General features: G+C 70.9%; 12 protein-coding genes. 8 read left to right on the top strand and 4 right to left on the bottom strand.

Annotation, left to right across the window (positions count from 1 at the left end; all coding sequences use genetic code 11):
• The first annotated feature begins 37 nt into the window (after positions 1-37).
• The 3 genes from ACFW3L_RS00715 to ACFW3L_RS00705 all read left to right on the top strand — a co-directional run bounded on the left by ACFW3L_RS00715 (position 38) and on the right by ACFW3L_RS00705 (position 5,319).
• Positions 38-1,012 (top strand): carboxymuconolactone decarboxylase family protein, encoded by a 975-nt coding sequence (locus ACFW3L_RS00715; protein ID WP_378734813.1) that lies wholly within the window; start codon positions 38-40, stop codon positions 1,010-1,012.
• Positions 1,009-1,824: a TIGR03084 family metal-binding protein gene (locus ACFW3L_RS00710; RefSeq protein WP_378734811.1), complete on the top strand. Its 816-nt coding sequence runs from the start codon at positions 1,009-1,011 to the stop codon at positions 1,822-1,824. The genes ACFW3L_RS00715 and ACFW3L_RS00710 overlap by 4 nt, the downstream gene beginning before the upstream one ends.
• A 240-nt stretch (positions 1,825-2,064) precedes the next feature.
• Entirely contained in the window at positions 2,065-5,319 is a 3,255-nt protein-coding gene (locus tag ACFW3L_RS00705; RefSeq protein ID WP_378734809.1) for a BTAD domain-containing putative transcriptional regulator, read from the top strand.
• 13 nt (positions 5,320-5,332) lie between these two features.
• On the opposite strand, the gene ACFW3L_RS00700 is transcribed toward ACFW3L_RS00705, so the two are convergent.
• Together ACFW3L_RS00700 and ACFW3L_RS00695 are read right to left on the bottom strand one after the other, a co-directional pair.
• Positions 5,333-5,563, bottom strand: coding sequence for a hypothetical protein (locus tag ACFW3L_RS00700; RefSeq protein ID WP_378734807.1), 231 nt, complete (start codon positions 5,561-5,563; stop codon positions 5,333-5,335).
• A gap of 198 nt (positions 5,564-5,761) precedes the next feature.
• Positions 5,762-7,633 (bottom strand): hypothetical protein, encoded by a 1,872-nt coding sequence (locus ACFW3L_RS00695; RefSeq protein ID WP_378734805.1) that lies wholly within the window; start codon positions 7,631-7,633, stop codon positions 5,762-5,764.
• 263 nt (positions 7,634-7,896) lie between these two features.
• On the opposite strand from ACFW3L_RS00695, the gene ACFW3L_RS00690 reads away from it, so the two are divergent.
• From ACFW3L_RS00690 to ACFW3L_RS00680, 3 genes are all read left to right on the top strand, one after another.
• Positions 7,897-8,316, top strand: a complete 420-nt coding sequence (locus tag ACFW3L_RS00690) for an SgcJ/EcaC family oxidoreductase (protein ID WP_378734802.1) — start codon at positions 7,897-7,899, stop codon at positions 8,314-8,316.
• A 131-nt stretch (positions 8,317-8,447) separates the two neighbouring features.
• Entirely contained in the window at positions 8,448-9,116 is a 669-nt protein-coding gene (locus ACFW3L_RS00685; protein WP_378734800.1) for a DUF899 domain-containing protein, read from the top strand.
• Positions 9,117-9,122: 6 nt separating this feature from the next.
• A complete protein-coding gene (locus ACFW3L_RS00680; RefSeq protein WP_378734798.1) occupies positions 9,123-10,697 on the top strand; it encodes an MFS transporter in 1,575 nt (524 codons plus the stop codon).
• A gap of 146 nt (positions 10,698-10,843) precedes the next feature.
• Here ACFW3L_RS00680 and ACFW3L_RS00675 read toward each other — a convergent pair whose 3' ends face one another.
• Both ACFW3L_RS00675 and ACFW3L_RS00670 read right to left on the bottom strand, forming a co-directional pair.
• Positions 10,844-12,403 (bottom strand): GMC family oxidoreductase, encoded by a 1,560-nt coding sequence (locus ACFW3L_RS00675; protein ID WP_378734796.1) that lies wholly within the window; start codon positions 12,401-12,403, stop codon positions 10,844-10,846.
• A gap of 34 nt (positions 12,404-12,437) precedes the next feature.
• A complete protein-coding gene (locus tag ACFW3L_RS00670; RefSeq protein ID WP_378734794.1) occupies positions 12,438-13,616 on the bottom strand; it encodes an acyl-CoA dehydrogenase family protein in 1,179 nt (392 codons plus the stop codon).
• Positions 13,617-13,883: 267 nt separating this feature from the next.
• On the opposite strand from ACFW3L_RS00670, the gene ACFW3L_RS00665 reads away from it, so the two are divergent.
• Positions 13,884-14,351: an SgcJ/EcaC family oxidoreductase gene (locus ACFW3L_RS00665; RefSeq protein WP_378734792.1), complete on the top strand. Its 468-nt coding sequence runs from the start codon at positions 13,884-13,886 to the stop codon at positions 14,349-14,351.
• 66 nt (positions 14,352-14,417) lie between these two features.
• A complete protein-coding gene (locus ACFW3L_RS00660) occupies positions 14,418-14,870 on the top strand; it encodes an SgcJ/EcaC family oxidoreductase (RefSeq protein WP_378734790.1) in 453 nt (150 codons plus the stop codon).
• Positions 14,871-15,091: the final 221 nt, after the last annotated feature.

Here is a 15,091-nt window from a genome sequence, read left to right as displayed (position 1 = left end):
CGCTCTGAGAGCCGCGGTCAGAAGGTCCCTGAGGGACGTGCGTCACGTGCGTCCGGTTCCGCCGCGAGCGGCCCGGGGCGGCACCGCCGCCCTCTACCGCCAGCTGGAGGGGGACTTCGGGGTCCTCGCGCCACCGATCGCGCTGCTCACCCCCGCTCCCGAGTGCGCGGCGGCCACCTGGGTGGCGCTGCGTGAGTCTCTGCTGGTCGACGGGCGCACCTCGCGGGCCGCCCGGGAGGCGGTGGCGACCGCCGTCTCCCGGGACAACTCCTGTCCCTACTGCGTGGAGGTGCACGGCGCCACGCTCGACTCACTGGCCCCGGACGTCGGCACGCACGACCAGAGGGTCCGGTCCACCGGGGACCCCGTCGAACGGGCCGAACTGGGCGCGGTGACGCTGACCTTCGAGCACATCAACCGCCTGGTGAACGTCTTCCTGCCCGACTCGCCCCTGCCCGACTTCGCCCCCGCGCCGGTCCGGGGGCCGCTGCGACGGGCGACGGGCGCCGTCATCGCCGGGGACCGGGGGAGCGCCGTCCCCGGGACCTCCCTCGAACTGCTGCCGGACACCGCCCGGCGGTCCCCCGTACAGGACGACCTGCGCTGGGCCGCGGGGGAGCCCCGGATCCAGCGGGCCCTGGCCGCCGCCGTCTCCGCGATCGAGCAGGCCGGCGCCCGCGTGCTTCCCGGCACGGTCCGGGGCCTGGTCCACCGGCACCTCGCCGAACACGGAACGGGGCCGGCCGGGGTCAGCCCCTCCTGGGCGGAGACGGCGGTCGGAGACCTTCCCGCCGCCGATCGCCCCCTCGGCCGTCTGACCCTGCTCACCGCCCGCGCCTCCTACCAGGTCGGTGACGCGACCGTCGCCGCGTGCCGGGAGACGGGGGCCGACGACGCGACCCTCGTGCGGGCCGTCTCCTGGGCCGCCATGACCGCGGCCCGCCACACCGTCCGCGCGTCTTCGCCCCGGACCCACCAGACACCAACGGAGAACGAGAGGAACCAGCCGTGAACAACCTTCCCAACGTCATCACGGAACTGCCCGCCGTCATCGGGCACCTGTCCGCCGAGGCGGCCCAGATCGACACCCTCGTGGCCGATCTCGACCCCGCCGACTGGACCCGGGAGACCCCGGCGACCGGGTGGACCGTGGCCCACCAGGTCGCTCACCTGTGCTTCGTCTTCCGGCTCGCCGGAACGGCCGCCTCGGACGCCGAGGCCTTCGCCGCCATGACGGCCAAGGCCAGCGAGGACTTCGACGGCGCCGTCAACGCGGTCCTGGCGACCTACCCGCTGGACGACCCGGAGAGACTGCTCGCCCGCTGGCGGGCCGACCGTGACTTCGCCGTGGAGGCGCTCGCCGCCGCCCCCGCGGACCAGCCGGTGCCCTGGCTCGTGCGCCCGATCCCCCCGGGCGTCCTCGCCTGTGCGGGGATGATGGAGGTCCTGGCCCACGGGCAGGACATCGCGGACGCGCTGGGCGTCGTCCCCGAGCGCACCGACCGGATCGGCAACGTGGTGGGCTTCGCGATTCTGACCTGGGACTTCGGCTACCAGTCCCGGGGGCTCACCCCACCGGACACGGAGTTCCGCTTCGAGCTCACCTCGCCCTCCGGGGAGAAGTGGGAGTTCGGCCCCGCCGACGCCGAACAGCGCGTCACCGGGGAGGCCGCGGACTTCTGCCTCCTGGTGACACGCCGCCGCCACCGCGACGACCTCGCCGTGAGCGCCGTGGGCGCGGAGGCGAACCACTGGCTGGACATCGCCCAGGCCTACCGGGGCCCCGCCGGTGAGGGCCGCCGCCCCGGCCAGTTCCGGAGCTGACCCCGGGGGCGGGCAACAGAGGAGGTCCCGCCTGACCGTACCCATGGTTCCTCGCCGACCATCAGCGTCGCGGCCGACCCCCCGGGCGACCGGCGGCCGTGTCGTGGACGCTGGTGGTCGGTCACCCGCGGGAGTAACGTGGCCGCGAGGCCGCCGCGAAACCGCGCGCGGTCACGCCGACTGCGGAGGGGAAGGACACGTCGCGGCGCCAGTTTCCGCGGGGCGTGTCTTCGGAAGCCTATGAGATTCGGAGTTCTCGGCCCCGTGGCCGTGTGGACGGAGTCGGGCGATCGGGTCACCGTTCCGGGGCGCAAGGTCCGGGCGCTGCTGGCCTCACTGATCCTCGCGGAAGGGCGTCCGGTATCCCCGTCACGGCTGATCGAGGACATCTGGGAGGGCCGTCCACCGGAGAACCCGGGGGCCGCGCTGCACGCCAAGGTGTCGCAGCTCCGCCGGGCCCTGGAGGGTGCGGAGAAGGACGCCAGGGAACTGGTCACCCTGAGGGACGCGGGCTACCTCCTCGCCGTGCCACGCGACGGAGTGGACTCCTGGCGCTTCCTCGACCTGTTGAGAGCCGCACGCGGTCAGGACGACCCCAGAAGACGTTCCGATGTCCTGACCGAGGCACTCGACCTCTGGCGGGGGCCCGCCTACGCCGACTTCGAGGACGAGTCCGCAGTCCGTGCGTCAGCCAGCCGGCTGGACGAGGAGCGCGTCGCGGCACTGGAGGCCAGGGCTGAGGCGCTGGTCGAGGCGGGTGAGCACACCCGGGTCATCGGGGAGCTGGAGGAGCTGGTTCGCCGGTACCCGCTTCGGGAACGTCTGCGGGCGGCCCAGATGACGGCCCTGCACCGCGCGGGACGACGCAGCGAGGCTCTGGAGAGCTACGCCCACCTGCGTTCTCGTCTCTCGGAGGAGTTCGGCCTCGAACCGGGCGAGCCGCTGCGTGAACTCCAGGGTTCGATCCTGCGAGGGGCAGTGTCCTCCCTTCCCGCGCCCCCGCCGAAGCCGTCACGGCCACCCCGCTCCCCGGCACGCGGCCTCACCCGTCTGGTGGGCAGGGAGGCGCTGCTGGACGAGGTCAGGGAACTCCTGTGCCACCACCGGCTCGTCACCCTCGTCGGTCCGGGAGGCGTGGGCAAGACCCGCGTAGCTCGGGAGGTCGCCGCGCTGGAGTCCGAGGAGGGACACGACGTGGTGTGCGTCGAACTGGCCGACCTCGCGTCCTCGGCGGACCCCACCGACACGGACCCCCTCCTCGCTCAGGTGGCGCTGGCCCTGGACCTCAGGAAGGGCACAGGACCCCTCACCCCGCAGGAGTCGGTCGTGGCGGCGCTGGCCGAACGCGACCTCCTTCTGGTCGTGGACAACGGAGAGCACGTCGTCGAGCCGCTGGCCGTTCTGATGGGCACGCTGCTCGGCCACGCTCCGGGGACGCGGGCCCTCCTGACGAGCCGTGAGCCGTTGGCCCTGCCACCGGAGCGTCGCTATGAGGTGACCCCCCTGGACCTGCCGGGCGCGGAGGAGGATCCGTCCCCGGAGTCGGCCTCGCGCAGTTCCGCGGTGCGCCTGTTCGTGGAGCGCGCCGCAGCGGCCTGCCACGGGTTCGCGCTGGACGGGAACAACGCGGCCGACGTCGTCGCTCTCTGCCGACGTCTGGACGGGCTGCCACTGGCCCTGGAACTGGCGGCCTCTCGTGTGTGCTCCCTGGGCGTGGGGGAGGTGCTCGAACGCCTCGACGGCCGTTTCCACCTGCTGGACGGGGGACGCACCACCTCCGGACGCCGTGGTCGCACACTGCGCGCGGTGATCGACTGGAGCTGGGACCTGCTCCAGGACGAGGAACGCGCCGTGCTGCGTCGCCTCTCGGTGTTTGCTGGCGGCTGTGACCTGGCCTCCGCGGAGGCCGTGTGCTCCGGGGATGGTGTCCGGCGTGAGGCTGTGGCGGGAGCCCTGGCCCGGTTGGTGGACCGATCCCTGGTCGTCTCCGAGCGGCCACCGGTCGACGCTCCCGCCCGCGCGGCGCGACGGTTCCGCCTCCTGGAGACCATCTCGGCGTACGCGGCCGAGCGCCTTGAGGACTCGGAGGAACGGGAGTCGGTGTCCCGGCGTCACTGGGAGAACCAGACCGCGCTGGTACGCGACGCGGCACCGCTGCTGAACGGCACCAGGCAGCGCGGGGCCCTGGCCCGGTTGGACGCGGAGTCGTCGAACATCCGTGCCGCCGTGGAGTCCGCCCTACGCGCGAAGGAGGTGGCTGCTGCCTGGGAGCTGGTCGAGCCGCTGACCTGGTACTGGGTACTTCGGGGGAGGATGGCCGAGGGGCGCGCCCTGCTCCACCAACTCTCCGGTCAGAGCGCCGCACTCCCCGTGCGGGCCCGCGACGACGTGGACGGCTGGTGGCTCGGCCTCGCCCTGTTGGACGGTGCCGGGGCGGACACCGACGGTCGGGCGGGACGGATCGTGGAGCGACTGCTCTCCTCGGACGGGGCCTGTTCGCACAGGACGTCCTGGTTCCTCTCCTACGCGCTGCTCAGCACCGGGGGTGACACGGCGGGGGAACCCCTGGCCGAGCGTGCCTTGGCGCGGGCTCGGGAGTCCGGGGACCGTTGGGCCGAGGCCGCCACGGCCTGCGTGCTGGCGGGGCAGGCCCTGTCCCGAGGGGATCTGGTGGTCGCGCGCAGGTTGGGGGAGAGCGGTCGGGGTCTGTTCGCGGAGCTCGGAGACGACTGGGGCGTCAGTCACGCCTCGTTCGTCCTGGCCTCGTTGGCCGAGGCCGTCGGTGACTACGAGCGGGCTCGTGAACTGCACCGGGACAGCGCCCAGAGGGCGCGCGTCCTCGGTATGTGGCCCGACGAGGCCGACGCCGTCACCGGCCTCGCCCGGCTCGACCTGTTGGAGAAGGACTACGCGGGAGCTCGGGAGCACCACGAGAGGGCCGTCCGGCTGGCGTCCGGCTGCGGGTACAAGGTGGGCGAACTGTTCGCCCGGATCGGTCTCGGACTCGGGGCGCGTCGGGAGGGGGAGCTCGAACAGGCCCGCGACCACCTGGAGGGGGTCCTCGAGTGGAACCGCCGCTCCGAGGTGGACACCGACGTCGTGGACTCGCTGCTCCTGGTCGAACTGGGGCTGGTGGCGGAGTTCCAGGGCAGGGTCGGCGACGCGCTGCGACTCCAAGAGGAGGGGTACGCGGCCGCCGCGAGGGTCGGAGACCCTCGGGCCGTCGCGCTGTCCCTGGAGGGTCTGGCGTCCGCCACGGCGGCCCAGGATCGTCACCTTGTCTCCGCTCGGCTGCTGGGTGCCGCCCGAGCCACACGGGAGTCCGTCGGGGCCCCGCTCCCAGAGGCGGAGAACGGTGACGTCCGACGGGTCGAGGAGGTGTCCCGTCGTGTGCTCGGCGCCGCGGACTTCGAGGCGGGGACGGACGAGGGGAGCGGACTCAGCCCGGAGGAGGCCTTCGCGCTCGTCCGGCCCGCGCCCCGGGATCGTCAGTGAGTTCGCCTGTCGTTCAGCAGGTGAGGGTGACCGTGTCGGACACTCGGTTGAACATCATGTTCGGGTCCCAGACCACGGCCTCGTAGGTATGGGTTCCACTGCGACGGCAGTCGACCCGGACGGACCCGGTGGCACCGGGCAGGACGAAGCGCTCCTCTATCAGACGGGGCTGTGTGGGCGTGGCCAGGCGCACCAGCCAGAGGACGGTCGGTGCCCCGCAGGTACTGCTCGCGCTCGTGCCCACGTGTGTGCCTCCGGCGGTGAGCGCCGGGTCGGCCGGTACGGACAGACACGAGGGGACCGACGTGGGCGAGGGCACGGCCGCGGCGGGTGCGGCCCAAAGGAGTGATGCCGCCGTGAGGGCGGTGGCACAGGCGGCCAGGACCGTGGATCGAAGGGGTTTCACGGGAACCTCCGGGATTCGTGGTGTTCACTGCGGATTTCAGCCCAGGCGCACGGCGCGTTCGATCGTCTGCTCCAGGGAGTTGCCGTCGGAGTCGGTGAGCTCCGCTCGGAGGGAGACGTACTCGGTTCCGTGGCGAGGCAGCCGGATGATCGCGGTGTACGTGTCGTCCCCGCGCGGGACCACACGGGCCGCGCTCCAGGTGTCGCCGTCGTCGCCTGACGCCTCGATGCTCAGGTCCTCGATGGACCCCGCGTTGGACCCCGGCTGTGATTCGACGGTGAACGGGAGCCGGAGCACGCCCCGGGCGTCGACCGAGTTCCACTCGTCCACCTCGGGCTGGTAGCGCACGACTCGGAGAGGGAGCCGTTCCTGCTCGGAACCGGTCGAGGCCGAGGTGACCGTCCACGTGGCCTCCACCCGGGTGGAGAGGTCTGACACGGACCCGCGCGAGGTCCGGCTCTCCAGCCGTAGCTCGGCGTCACCTGGGGAGAGGGAGGCGTTCAGGTGCCCGGTCTCCGACTCAGCGACGAGCGCGCCGTCCTCGAACAGCCGGATCGAGGCGGAGTCCGTTCGTGATCCGCCCTGGTGCCTGTCCTGGTCGGAGTACATGGGCATGCCGAACCACAACTCGTCGTCGGTCCGCACCGCGTGTTCGGACCACAGGAACATGGGCCCGACCACCGAGGCGTTCCATCGATCGGTGTAGTCCCGCCCGGCCTCGTAGGAACGGGCCACCGAACCCAGGGCGGTGACGTCCTCGACGCGTCCGTCCCCGTTCTCGCGGTTCTCTCCGAACGCGCTGCTCCACTCCACGTCCCCGGGCTCCATGTGGTGAGTGGTGGTGGAGGGCAGCGCGTGCGGCAGGAAGACGGTCGCCGAGTGGTCCACGCCGGGCGCCGTACCGAACATCGCCTTCGTCGCGCCGTTTCCCGGGGTCTGCGACAGGTGCTCGGCGGTGACCGCGGCCAGATCCTCCGGGACCACCGTCCTCGCGTAACCCGTGGGGAAGGAACCCTCGATGGTGTCCAGGAGGTGGTAGGTGGACGGTGACCCGAGATAGGACCCGTCGGCGTTCGGGTGGGCCCAGGTGGAGGCAACGAACGACGTGAGGCCGTCGTGACCGTCCGCGTCGCCGTCCGGGCCGATCCCCGCGGTGTGCAGGCCGGAGAACGCGTCCGCCCTGAGGGAGACGCTGACCGGGACGTCGCCCGCCTGGTTTCCCACGCCGACCTCGACCAGGGCGGGCTTGGCTCCTGGATCGGCCAGTTCGGTCCCGACAGGCCGGGTCGTGGTGGCGTCCATGTGCAGTTCGGTGTCCCCGTCGAGCACGAGGAGGGGACGGACCAGTCGGTGCCAGTCCGCTTCGGGGTCGTCGAAGTCCGTGACGTCGGTGACGATCATGTAGCGGCCCTCGGGGAGGTCGAATTCGAGCTTGGCGGTGTCCGCGCCCAACTCCATCAGCTCGTTGTCCAGACCGAGGACCATCGAGGAGGCTCCGTCGGTGGCTTCACCGTCCGGACCCGTGTGACGCACGGTCAGTGAGTGGCAGGTGTCCCTCGCGCAGGTGTCATCCCGGGACTGCCGGGTGGCGGGTGTCCCGGCGGTCAGTTCGTGGGCCTGTCCGGGGTTCCCCGGGCTGGAGGCGCGGCCGTGGGCGTCGGACGGGAGCACGTAGGACCGCTCCCCGAGCCGAACGGTCGTGAAGCGGACGCCGTCTCGGCCTTCACCGGGGTCGATGGAGACCGTGCCGGCTTCCGACAGAAGCCGCGCGGTGTCACCGGTCGGGAGCCGGACCTCCTCTGCCGGGAGCTCCGTGGAGGGTTTCCCGGTCATGGTCGGTGGAGATCCGGAGTCGGCGGTGGCGGGCGCGGCGACGAGGGACACCGCGAGGGCGGCGGTCACCAGCACGGGGCTCCACACTCTTCGGGAGCTCCGGGGCCGTGGAGGGCGGAACGAGTCGGTCACTTGCGTACCTCTCCGGTTTCGGGGCGGGTTTTCGGAGCCATCCTGGGACCCGTACTGCGGCCCTGGCTTCCTCCCGCTTGTGCACTGCCTCCTCCCCGTCTCCGTGCGGCAAGGGAGGAGACGTCCGATCCCGTGACCGCCAGAAGCATGGTGGAGCGGCCGGCGGGCACCAGGCTCACCGGAGTCAGAGGCAGAGGAGACCGGACATGACCAGGAACGCGGTGTGGGAGGGCAGCGAGGAGGAAGCCGCCGTACGAGCGGTAGTGAAGGAGGTGGAGGCCGCCTGGGCCGAGAACGACGCCGACGCGTTCGCGGCACTCTTCGACGAGGACGCCACGCTGATCGGGGACGCCTACATGCGCGGTCGCGAGGGCGTGCGGGGGTTCATGGCCCAGGGGTTCGAGGGCCCCTACAAGGGCACGGGGGTCGTGGTCGAACCCCTGGAGGTCAGGTTCGTGCGGGAGGGCGTCGCACTGGTCTTCACACGTGGCCGGGTCGAGATTCCGGGTGTCCCCGCCGACACGGACGACCTCGCCTTCTTCGCGACGTGCGTGATGGTGCGACGTGACGGTGGCTGGCTCATCGCCGCCTACCAGAATTCGAAGGCGACCAGCGCTGACCTCTGACGCTCCGGTACGGCGGCACCGTAAGCGCGACGGACAGCCGACCGTAAGGGCGGGGTGACAGCGTGGGGAACGGAGGGTCGTCCCCGCGTTGTCGCCGACCCGCACCGGAACGTACGTCGAAGGAGGAAGCCATGCGTTTGCCCGAAGAGGTCCCACCCGCCGAGTGGAACAAGGCGCACGAGGAGTTGCTGGCCAAGGAGAAGGAGCTGACCCGGGTCCAGGACCGGCTCGCGGCCGAGCGTCGGAGGCAGCCCGCGGTCCGGATGTCCGAGGAGTACGTGTTCACGGGAGGTAGCGGGGAGTTCTCCCTGGCGGACCTGTTCGAGGGGCGCCGTCAGCTGATCGTGTACCACTTCATGCTCCCGCCCGGTGCGGAGCACCAGTGTGAGGGCTGTTCCATGTTCGTGGACAACCTGGGCGAGCCGGAGCACCTCAACGCCCGGGACACCACGTTGGCCGTGGTCTCGCGGGCCCCGTACCCGGAGATCGCGGCCGTGCGTGAGCGGATGGGGTGGACGGTGCCCTGGTACTCGTCCTTCGGGAGCGGGTTCAACGAGGACATGGGCGTCACCGTGGACGGTGGTGAGAACTTCGGGCTGAGCGTGTTCATCCGGGACGAGGACGCCGTGTACCGGACCTACTTCACCCAGGGACGGGGCGTGGAGAAGCTGGGCACCAGCTGGAGCCTCCTCGACCTGACCCCGCTGGGCCGACAGGAACTCTGGGAGGACAGCCCCGAGGGCGTCCCGCAGAGCGCGCCGTACGCGTGGTGGCGCCTGCGCGACGAGTACGGGAGCTGAGCCGTCATGGTCGACAACACCTCCGCTCCCGAGGGGACCGCACCCCGCGCGCACGCCCGGGAGTGGATCGCGCTCGCGGTCCTCGCCCTACCGACGCTGTTGCTGTCCATCGATCTGAGCATCCTCCTGCTGGCGCTGCCACACCTGACAGCGGATCTGGGTGCCAGCGGCGTTCAGCTCCTGTGGATCACCGACATCTACGGTTTCATGGTCGCCGGGTTCCTGCTGATCATGGGAACGCTCGGCGACCGCATCGGCTGTCGCAGACTCCTACTCGTCGGCGCCGTCGTCTTCGCCGCCGCCTCGGTCGCCGCGGCCTTCTCCACCAGTGCCTGGATGCTCATCTTCACCAGAGCGCTGCTCGGTATCGCGGGCGCGAGCCTGATGCCCTGCACGCTGGCACTGGTCCGCACGATCTTCCAGGACGCGCGCCAGAGGAGTGTCGCGGTCGCCGTCTGGATGAGTTGTTTCATGGTCGGGTTCGCGGTGGGACCGATCGTGGGGGGTCTGCTCCTCCAGTACTTCTGGTGGGGATCGGTCTTCCTTGCCGGGGTACCGGTCATGGTGCTGCTCCTGGCGGTCGGGCCCTTCCTGCTGCCGGAGACCCCGGCCAGGGGCACGGCCCGGTTGGACCTGCCCAGCACCGCTCTGATCCTGGCCAGCGTGCTTCCGGTCATCTACGGGCTGAAGGAGATCGCCTCCGGCGACTTCGGGGCGATCCCGCTGGGGTCCGTGGCGTTCGGTGCGGTCATGGGCGTGCTGTTCACGGTGCGTCAGCAGAGACTGGCCGAGCCGTTGCTGGACCTGTCCCTGTTCCGGAACCGGTCCTTCAGCGCGGCCCTGGTCGGCATCCTGATGGCGACTTTCACCGTCGCGGGGGTGTCCCTGTTCGTCACCCAGTACCTCCAGCTGGTCGCCGGGATGTCCCCGCTGACCGCCGGGCTGTGGTTGCTGCCCGCCGCCGGCGGCATGATCCTCGGATCCATGTCGGCGCCCGTGCTGATCGAGTGGATACGACCGGCCTACGTCATCGCCGCCGGCATGCTCTTCGGGGCCGTCGGCTGCCTGCTCCTGGCCACGGTGGGGCCCTCCGGCGGCCTCGGCCTGGTGGTGTTCGGCTATGCACTCGTCTACTTCGGGACGGGCCCCATGGGAGCCCTGGGGACCGATCTGGTCGTGAGTTCGGCGCCGGAGGAGAAGGCCGGAGCTGCGGCGGGGATGTCCGAGAGCAGTGGTGAGTTCGGCATCGCCCTGGGTATCGCCCTGCTCGGCAGTGTCGGTACCGCCGCCTACCAGAGCCAGATGTCGGGTACCCCCGGCGAAAGCTCGCTGGCGGGGGCCGTCGCGGCCGCCGAGTCCCTCCCGGCCGCCGAGGGCGGGGCGCTGCTGGACGCGGCGCGGGTGGCGTTCATGGACGGGCTGAACCTGGTCTCCATCGCGGGTGCGGCGCTCCTCGTCCTGTTCGCCCTGGTCGTCACCGTGGCACTGCGACACGTCCCGCCCGCGTCGTCCCAGGCCTCCACCGGGGGGAGCGGGGGCAAGGAGGAGGAGAGCGGGGACGCCCTGGCGGAGCCCTCCTGAGTCGGCGGGTGTCGGTCCCGGTTTCGGAGCGGACCGCACCAGGCGAGTGTCGGCCGCCCAGAGTGTGAGCAGGGCGGCCGACATACGTGTGGGGACCGCCGACCAAGGGTCGGCGGTCCCGAGGCGCGAGGGCTCGGCTCGGAGGGTCAGCCCGTCGGCGCCCCACTGACGCCCCGGACCAGGTCCGCGGCGCGCTCCGCGATCGTGATCGTCGCCGCGTTGGGGTTGCCACGCACCAGGGTCGGCATGACCGAGGCGTCGGCGACACGCAGTCCCTCCACCCCCCTGACCCGCAGTTCGGAGTCGACGACACTGCCCATCGCGCAGGTGGAGGACGGGTGGAAGATCGAGTGGGCGTACATGCGCACGAAGTCCCGCAGGTCGTCCGTGGATTCCGAGGCGGGCACCCTGTAGGGCGTCTTCGTGTAGTCCCGCAGGGCGTCCTGACGGGCGATCTCCAAACCCATGCGCAGCGCCTCGACCGCCGAGTCCACGTCCTCCGGCGTGCCCAGGTAGTTGTGCACGATTCGTGGCTTGGCTGTGGGGACGTCGCTGGCCAGCTCCACGCGCCCCCGGCTCGTCGGGGTGAGCATGGACGGCCCGAACGACAGCGCGTGTCCGGTCGGCGCCGCCAGGCCGCTGTCAGCGAACATGACGGGTGCGGTCAGGAACTCCACGTCGGGGGCGGGCAGGTCCGGGCGCGTGCGCACGAAGCCGCCGACCTCCGGACCGTTGGACGTCATCGGGCCGGACCTGTCCTCCTGGAACCGCCGTGCGTTCTCCGCGGAACCGGCCGTGAGGAGGCTGATCGGATGGTCGTGGGTGTAGACGAGGGGAAGCAGCAGGTGGTCCTGGAGCTCCGCACCGACGCCGGGCAGGTCGGCGACCACTCCGATGCCCAGCGGCAGCAGGGCGTCGGCGGGTCCCAGCCCGGAGAGCATGAGCAGCTGGGGTGAGTTGTAGGCCCCGCCGCACAGCACGACCTCGCGTTCGGCGCGGACCACCTCCTCACCCGAAGCGCCGCCCACCACGACCCCCGTCGCCCGGCCCTCCTCGATGAGGACTCGGTGGACGTTGGTATCCGTTCGTACGGTGAGGTTGGGACGGGCCGCCGCCGGACGCAGATAGGCGGTGGCGGTACTGGCCCGCATCCCGTCCTTCTGGGTGACCTGGAAGAAGCCGAAGCCGTCCTGCGCCTCTCCGTTGAAGTCGTCGTTGGTCGGGTGGCCCGCCTGCGCCGCGGCTTCGAGGAAGGCCGTGGACATCGGATTGCGGGAACGGTTCTCGGAGACGGAGAGCGGCCCGCCGGTCGCGTGGAACCGCGAGGCCCCGCGCTCGTTGTCCTCGGCGCGGAGGAAGTAGGGAAGGAGGTCCTCGAAGGTCCACCCGGCCTGGCCCCAGCCGTCGAAGTCGACGCGGTTCCCACGGACGTAGATCATCGTGTTGATGGAGCTCGTCCCGCCGAGGACGCGCCCCCTTGGAAGGTAGACCTTCCGGCGCCCGAGGTGGGGCTCCTCGTGCGTGTGGTAGTCCCAGTCCAGTTCGGTCCGGAACAGATGGCCGAAGGTGGAGGGAACGTGGATCCTCTCGAAGGTGTCCGCGGGACCCGCCTCGATGAGGCACACGTTGGTGTCGGGGTCCTCGCTCAGGCGCGCGGCCAGTACACAGCCAGCCGAGCCCGCTCCCACGATCACGTAGTCGAACAAGGTCGTACCGCCCTTTCCGGGGGAGTGCTCGTCGTCAGACGTAGAGGGTGTTGGGTTCGAGTCCGGAGAGCACCCTTCCGTAGAGCTCGAAGCCGGTCTCGGGGTACATCAGGGCGTGCAGGTTGAGGGCCGTGACGTCCCGTACGATCCGCTGCATGGGAAGGTCCGTGTAGACGGACCGCCCCCCGCTCGCCTCGCCGAGCATGGTGACCGTCTCCTTGGCCAGCTTGCACACGGCGGCCACGTCAACCCGGCAGCGAGCTCTCTCCAGCAGGGACCACTCCTCTCCCAGAGCGCCCTTGACGTCGAGCAGCCGGGCCGTGCGCTCACCGTGGAACCGTGCCCGGTCGGTGCGCAGCGAAGCCTCCGCCACCTGGAGGTGCGTGATCGGAGCGTCGATCTGTCGTGAGTAGTCCGTGTAGGTGATCCCACGTTCACCGGCGCGCTCCAGGAAGAGCTCCAGCGCGGCTTCGGCCAGGCCGGTCGGTGTACCCACCGACGCGGCGGCGGCGACGGCCAACAACGGCGCCCTGTACATCGGGAGCTCGCGATTGGCCTCGGAAGCGCTTTCCCCACTCAGGACGGACATGAGGGGGACGACCCGCTCAGAGGGGACGAAGACGTCCTCGGCCACCGTGCTGACGCTTCCCGAGCCGCGGAGCCCGACCGCGTGCCAGTCATCGACGGTTCGCAGGTCCGACAAGGGGACCAGGGCCACCACGGGATAGCGGTCCGCGCCGTCGGGTGTCGGAGCCAGCGCGATGATCTCCTGCCAGTGGCTGTTGGGGGCGCCACTGATGAACCCCCAACGGCCGTTGACGGTGAACCCCCCCTTCGTGGGCTCCGCCATGGCGCTGGGGCTGAGGGTGCCGCAGACCCGCCCGCCGTGGGTGGAGAACACCTCCTCCTGCACATGGTCGGGGAACATGCCGACCATCCAGGTGGGAATCCACGAGACGGAGGCGGTCCACGCGGTGGCGCCGTCCGCGTTCGCCAGCGCGGCCGCCACCTCCGACATGGTCAGGGCGTCGGACTCGAAGCCGCCGTACCTGGTCGGTACACGCATGTGGAAGACACCGGCGTCATCGAGGGCCTCGACGACCTCGTCGTGCAGCCTCCTGTTCTCCTCCTGCCATGGCGCGTGCCTGCGCACGAGGGGTTGTACGGCCCGTGCGCGTTTGACGAGCTCTTCTCGGTTCGGGGCGTTCTGCACCGTCTGCTCCTTCCGGCTCTGGACCCGGGCACTCCTGCACGTTCGTCCGTGCGCGGGCCGGGCTCCTCGGAGAATCGCACTTTCCGCCAGAGTGGAACGACTTCTCGGTTGCGGCTTTTCGTCTGCTCATTTCCATTCCCTGAATCAGCACAATCCAGGAGATGTTCGGTTTCTGTTTCGAGGAGAAAATGAAGGAACGGAAACGCCGGTCACTCAGGACGGGGCGCGGCGGATCCGGACCAGAGCGAAACGATCATGGAGGTACCTGTGTCGACGAAGGCACCCACCAAGTCCGCGGGCCCGGACGACTACTACGGCTCCTTCACCTCCGACCGCGAGAAGGAGGTCCTCGGCGTTCCCCTCAAGCTGGTCGCCGCTTGGAAGGAGAACGACGGGGACAAGGTCGCCGACACCTTCACCGAGGACGGCGTCATGATCCTGCCCGGCGACGTTTACAAGAAGAACCGCGAGGAGATCCGCGCGTTCATGACCGCGGCCTACGCGGGGCCGTTCAAGGGGACCGGGGTGACGGGCAAACCCGTGGACGTGCGTTTCGCCGCGGACGACGTGGCCCTGCTGCGCACCCACGGTGGCATCCTCGCGCCCGGCAAGACCGAGATCGACCCCGAGCTGGCCGTCCGCTCGACGTGGGTCCTGGTCCGCAGGGACGGGCAGTGGAAGCTCGCCGCCTACCAGAACAGCCCCCGTGGAGAGGGCGCCACCCTTCGCTGGTGACCCCGCCCGAGCTCCGAATCGACCAACCGTGGAGTCCGGCCGAGCGGCCGGGAGAGGAGAACACCGATGGCCAACGACGCCGCCTCGCTCGTCGCCCAGGCGAAGGAGTGGGCTGGAAGTTACGGACCCTTCCCCAACGGTGAGGAGGGAGCCGCCCTGAGCGCGGTCCTGCGTGCCCGGGCGTCCTGGGAGGCCGGGGACGGGGACGCGCTGGCCGATGTCTTCGTCGAGAACGGCAGCCTGCTCCTGGGGGACGACCAGTACACGAGCCGTGAGGAGATCCGTGAGGCGATGACCGGCGCGCTGACCGGATCCTTCAAGGGCACGCGCCTGGTTGAGAGCCCCATCGACATGCGCTTCCTCGACGAGGGGACGGCGGTCGTCGTCACTGAGGGAGGGGTCGCCAAGGAGGGTGAGGAGTCTCCTGCGGCCGAGTACCGAACGAGGACGGTGTGGATCTCCGTGCGCAGGGACGGGGAGTGGAAGCTGTTCTCCTACCAGTCCAGCCCCGTGGCCTGACGGGCTGGCCCTTCGGTTTCGCCGCCGGAGGGGAGGGGGCGGTCCTGGGGACCGCCCCCTCCTTCGTTGTGGGTCCGGCCGGTCACCCGGACCGGGGATCCTCGCCAGAAGGAGAAAACAGAGGTGGGGCCGGGGGTCCCCCACACCGGCCCCCCACCCCCGCGACCAACAGTCGCGGACGGGCCCGCGCCCCGCATCGGGGGGGGCGGGTGCGGGCGCGG

Origin of the sequence: Nocardiopsis sp. NPDC058789, from assembly GCF_042745575.1 — a bacterium.
In the GTDB taxonomy this organism is placed as follows: domain Bacteria; phylum Actinomycetota; class Actinomycetes; order Streptosporangiales; family Streptosporangiaceae; genus Nocardiopsis; species Nocardiopsis eucommiae.
The sequence above is the reverse complement of the archived record's forward strand: the minus strand, read 5'-3'. Positions and strand labels throughout refer to the sequence as shown.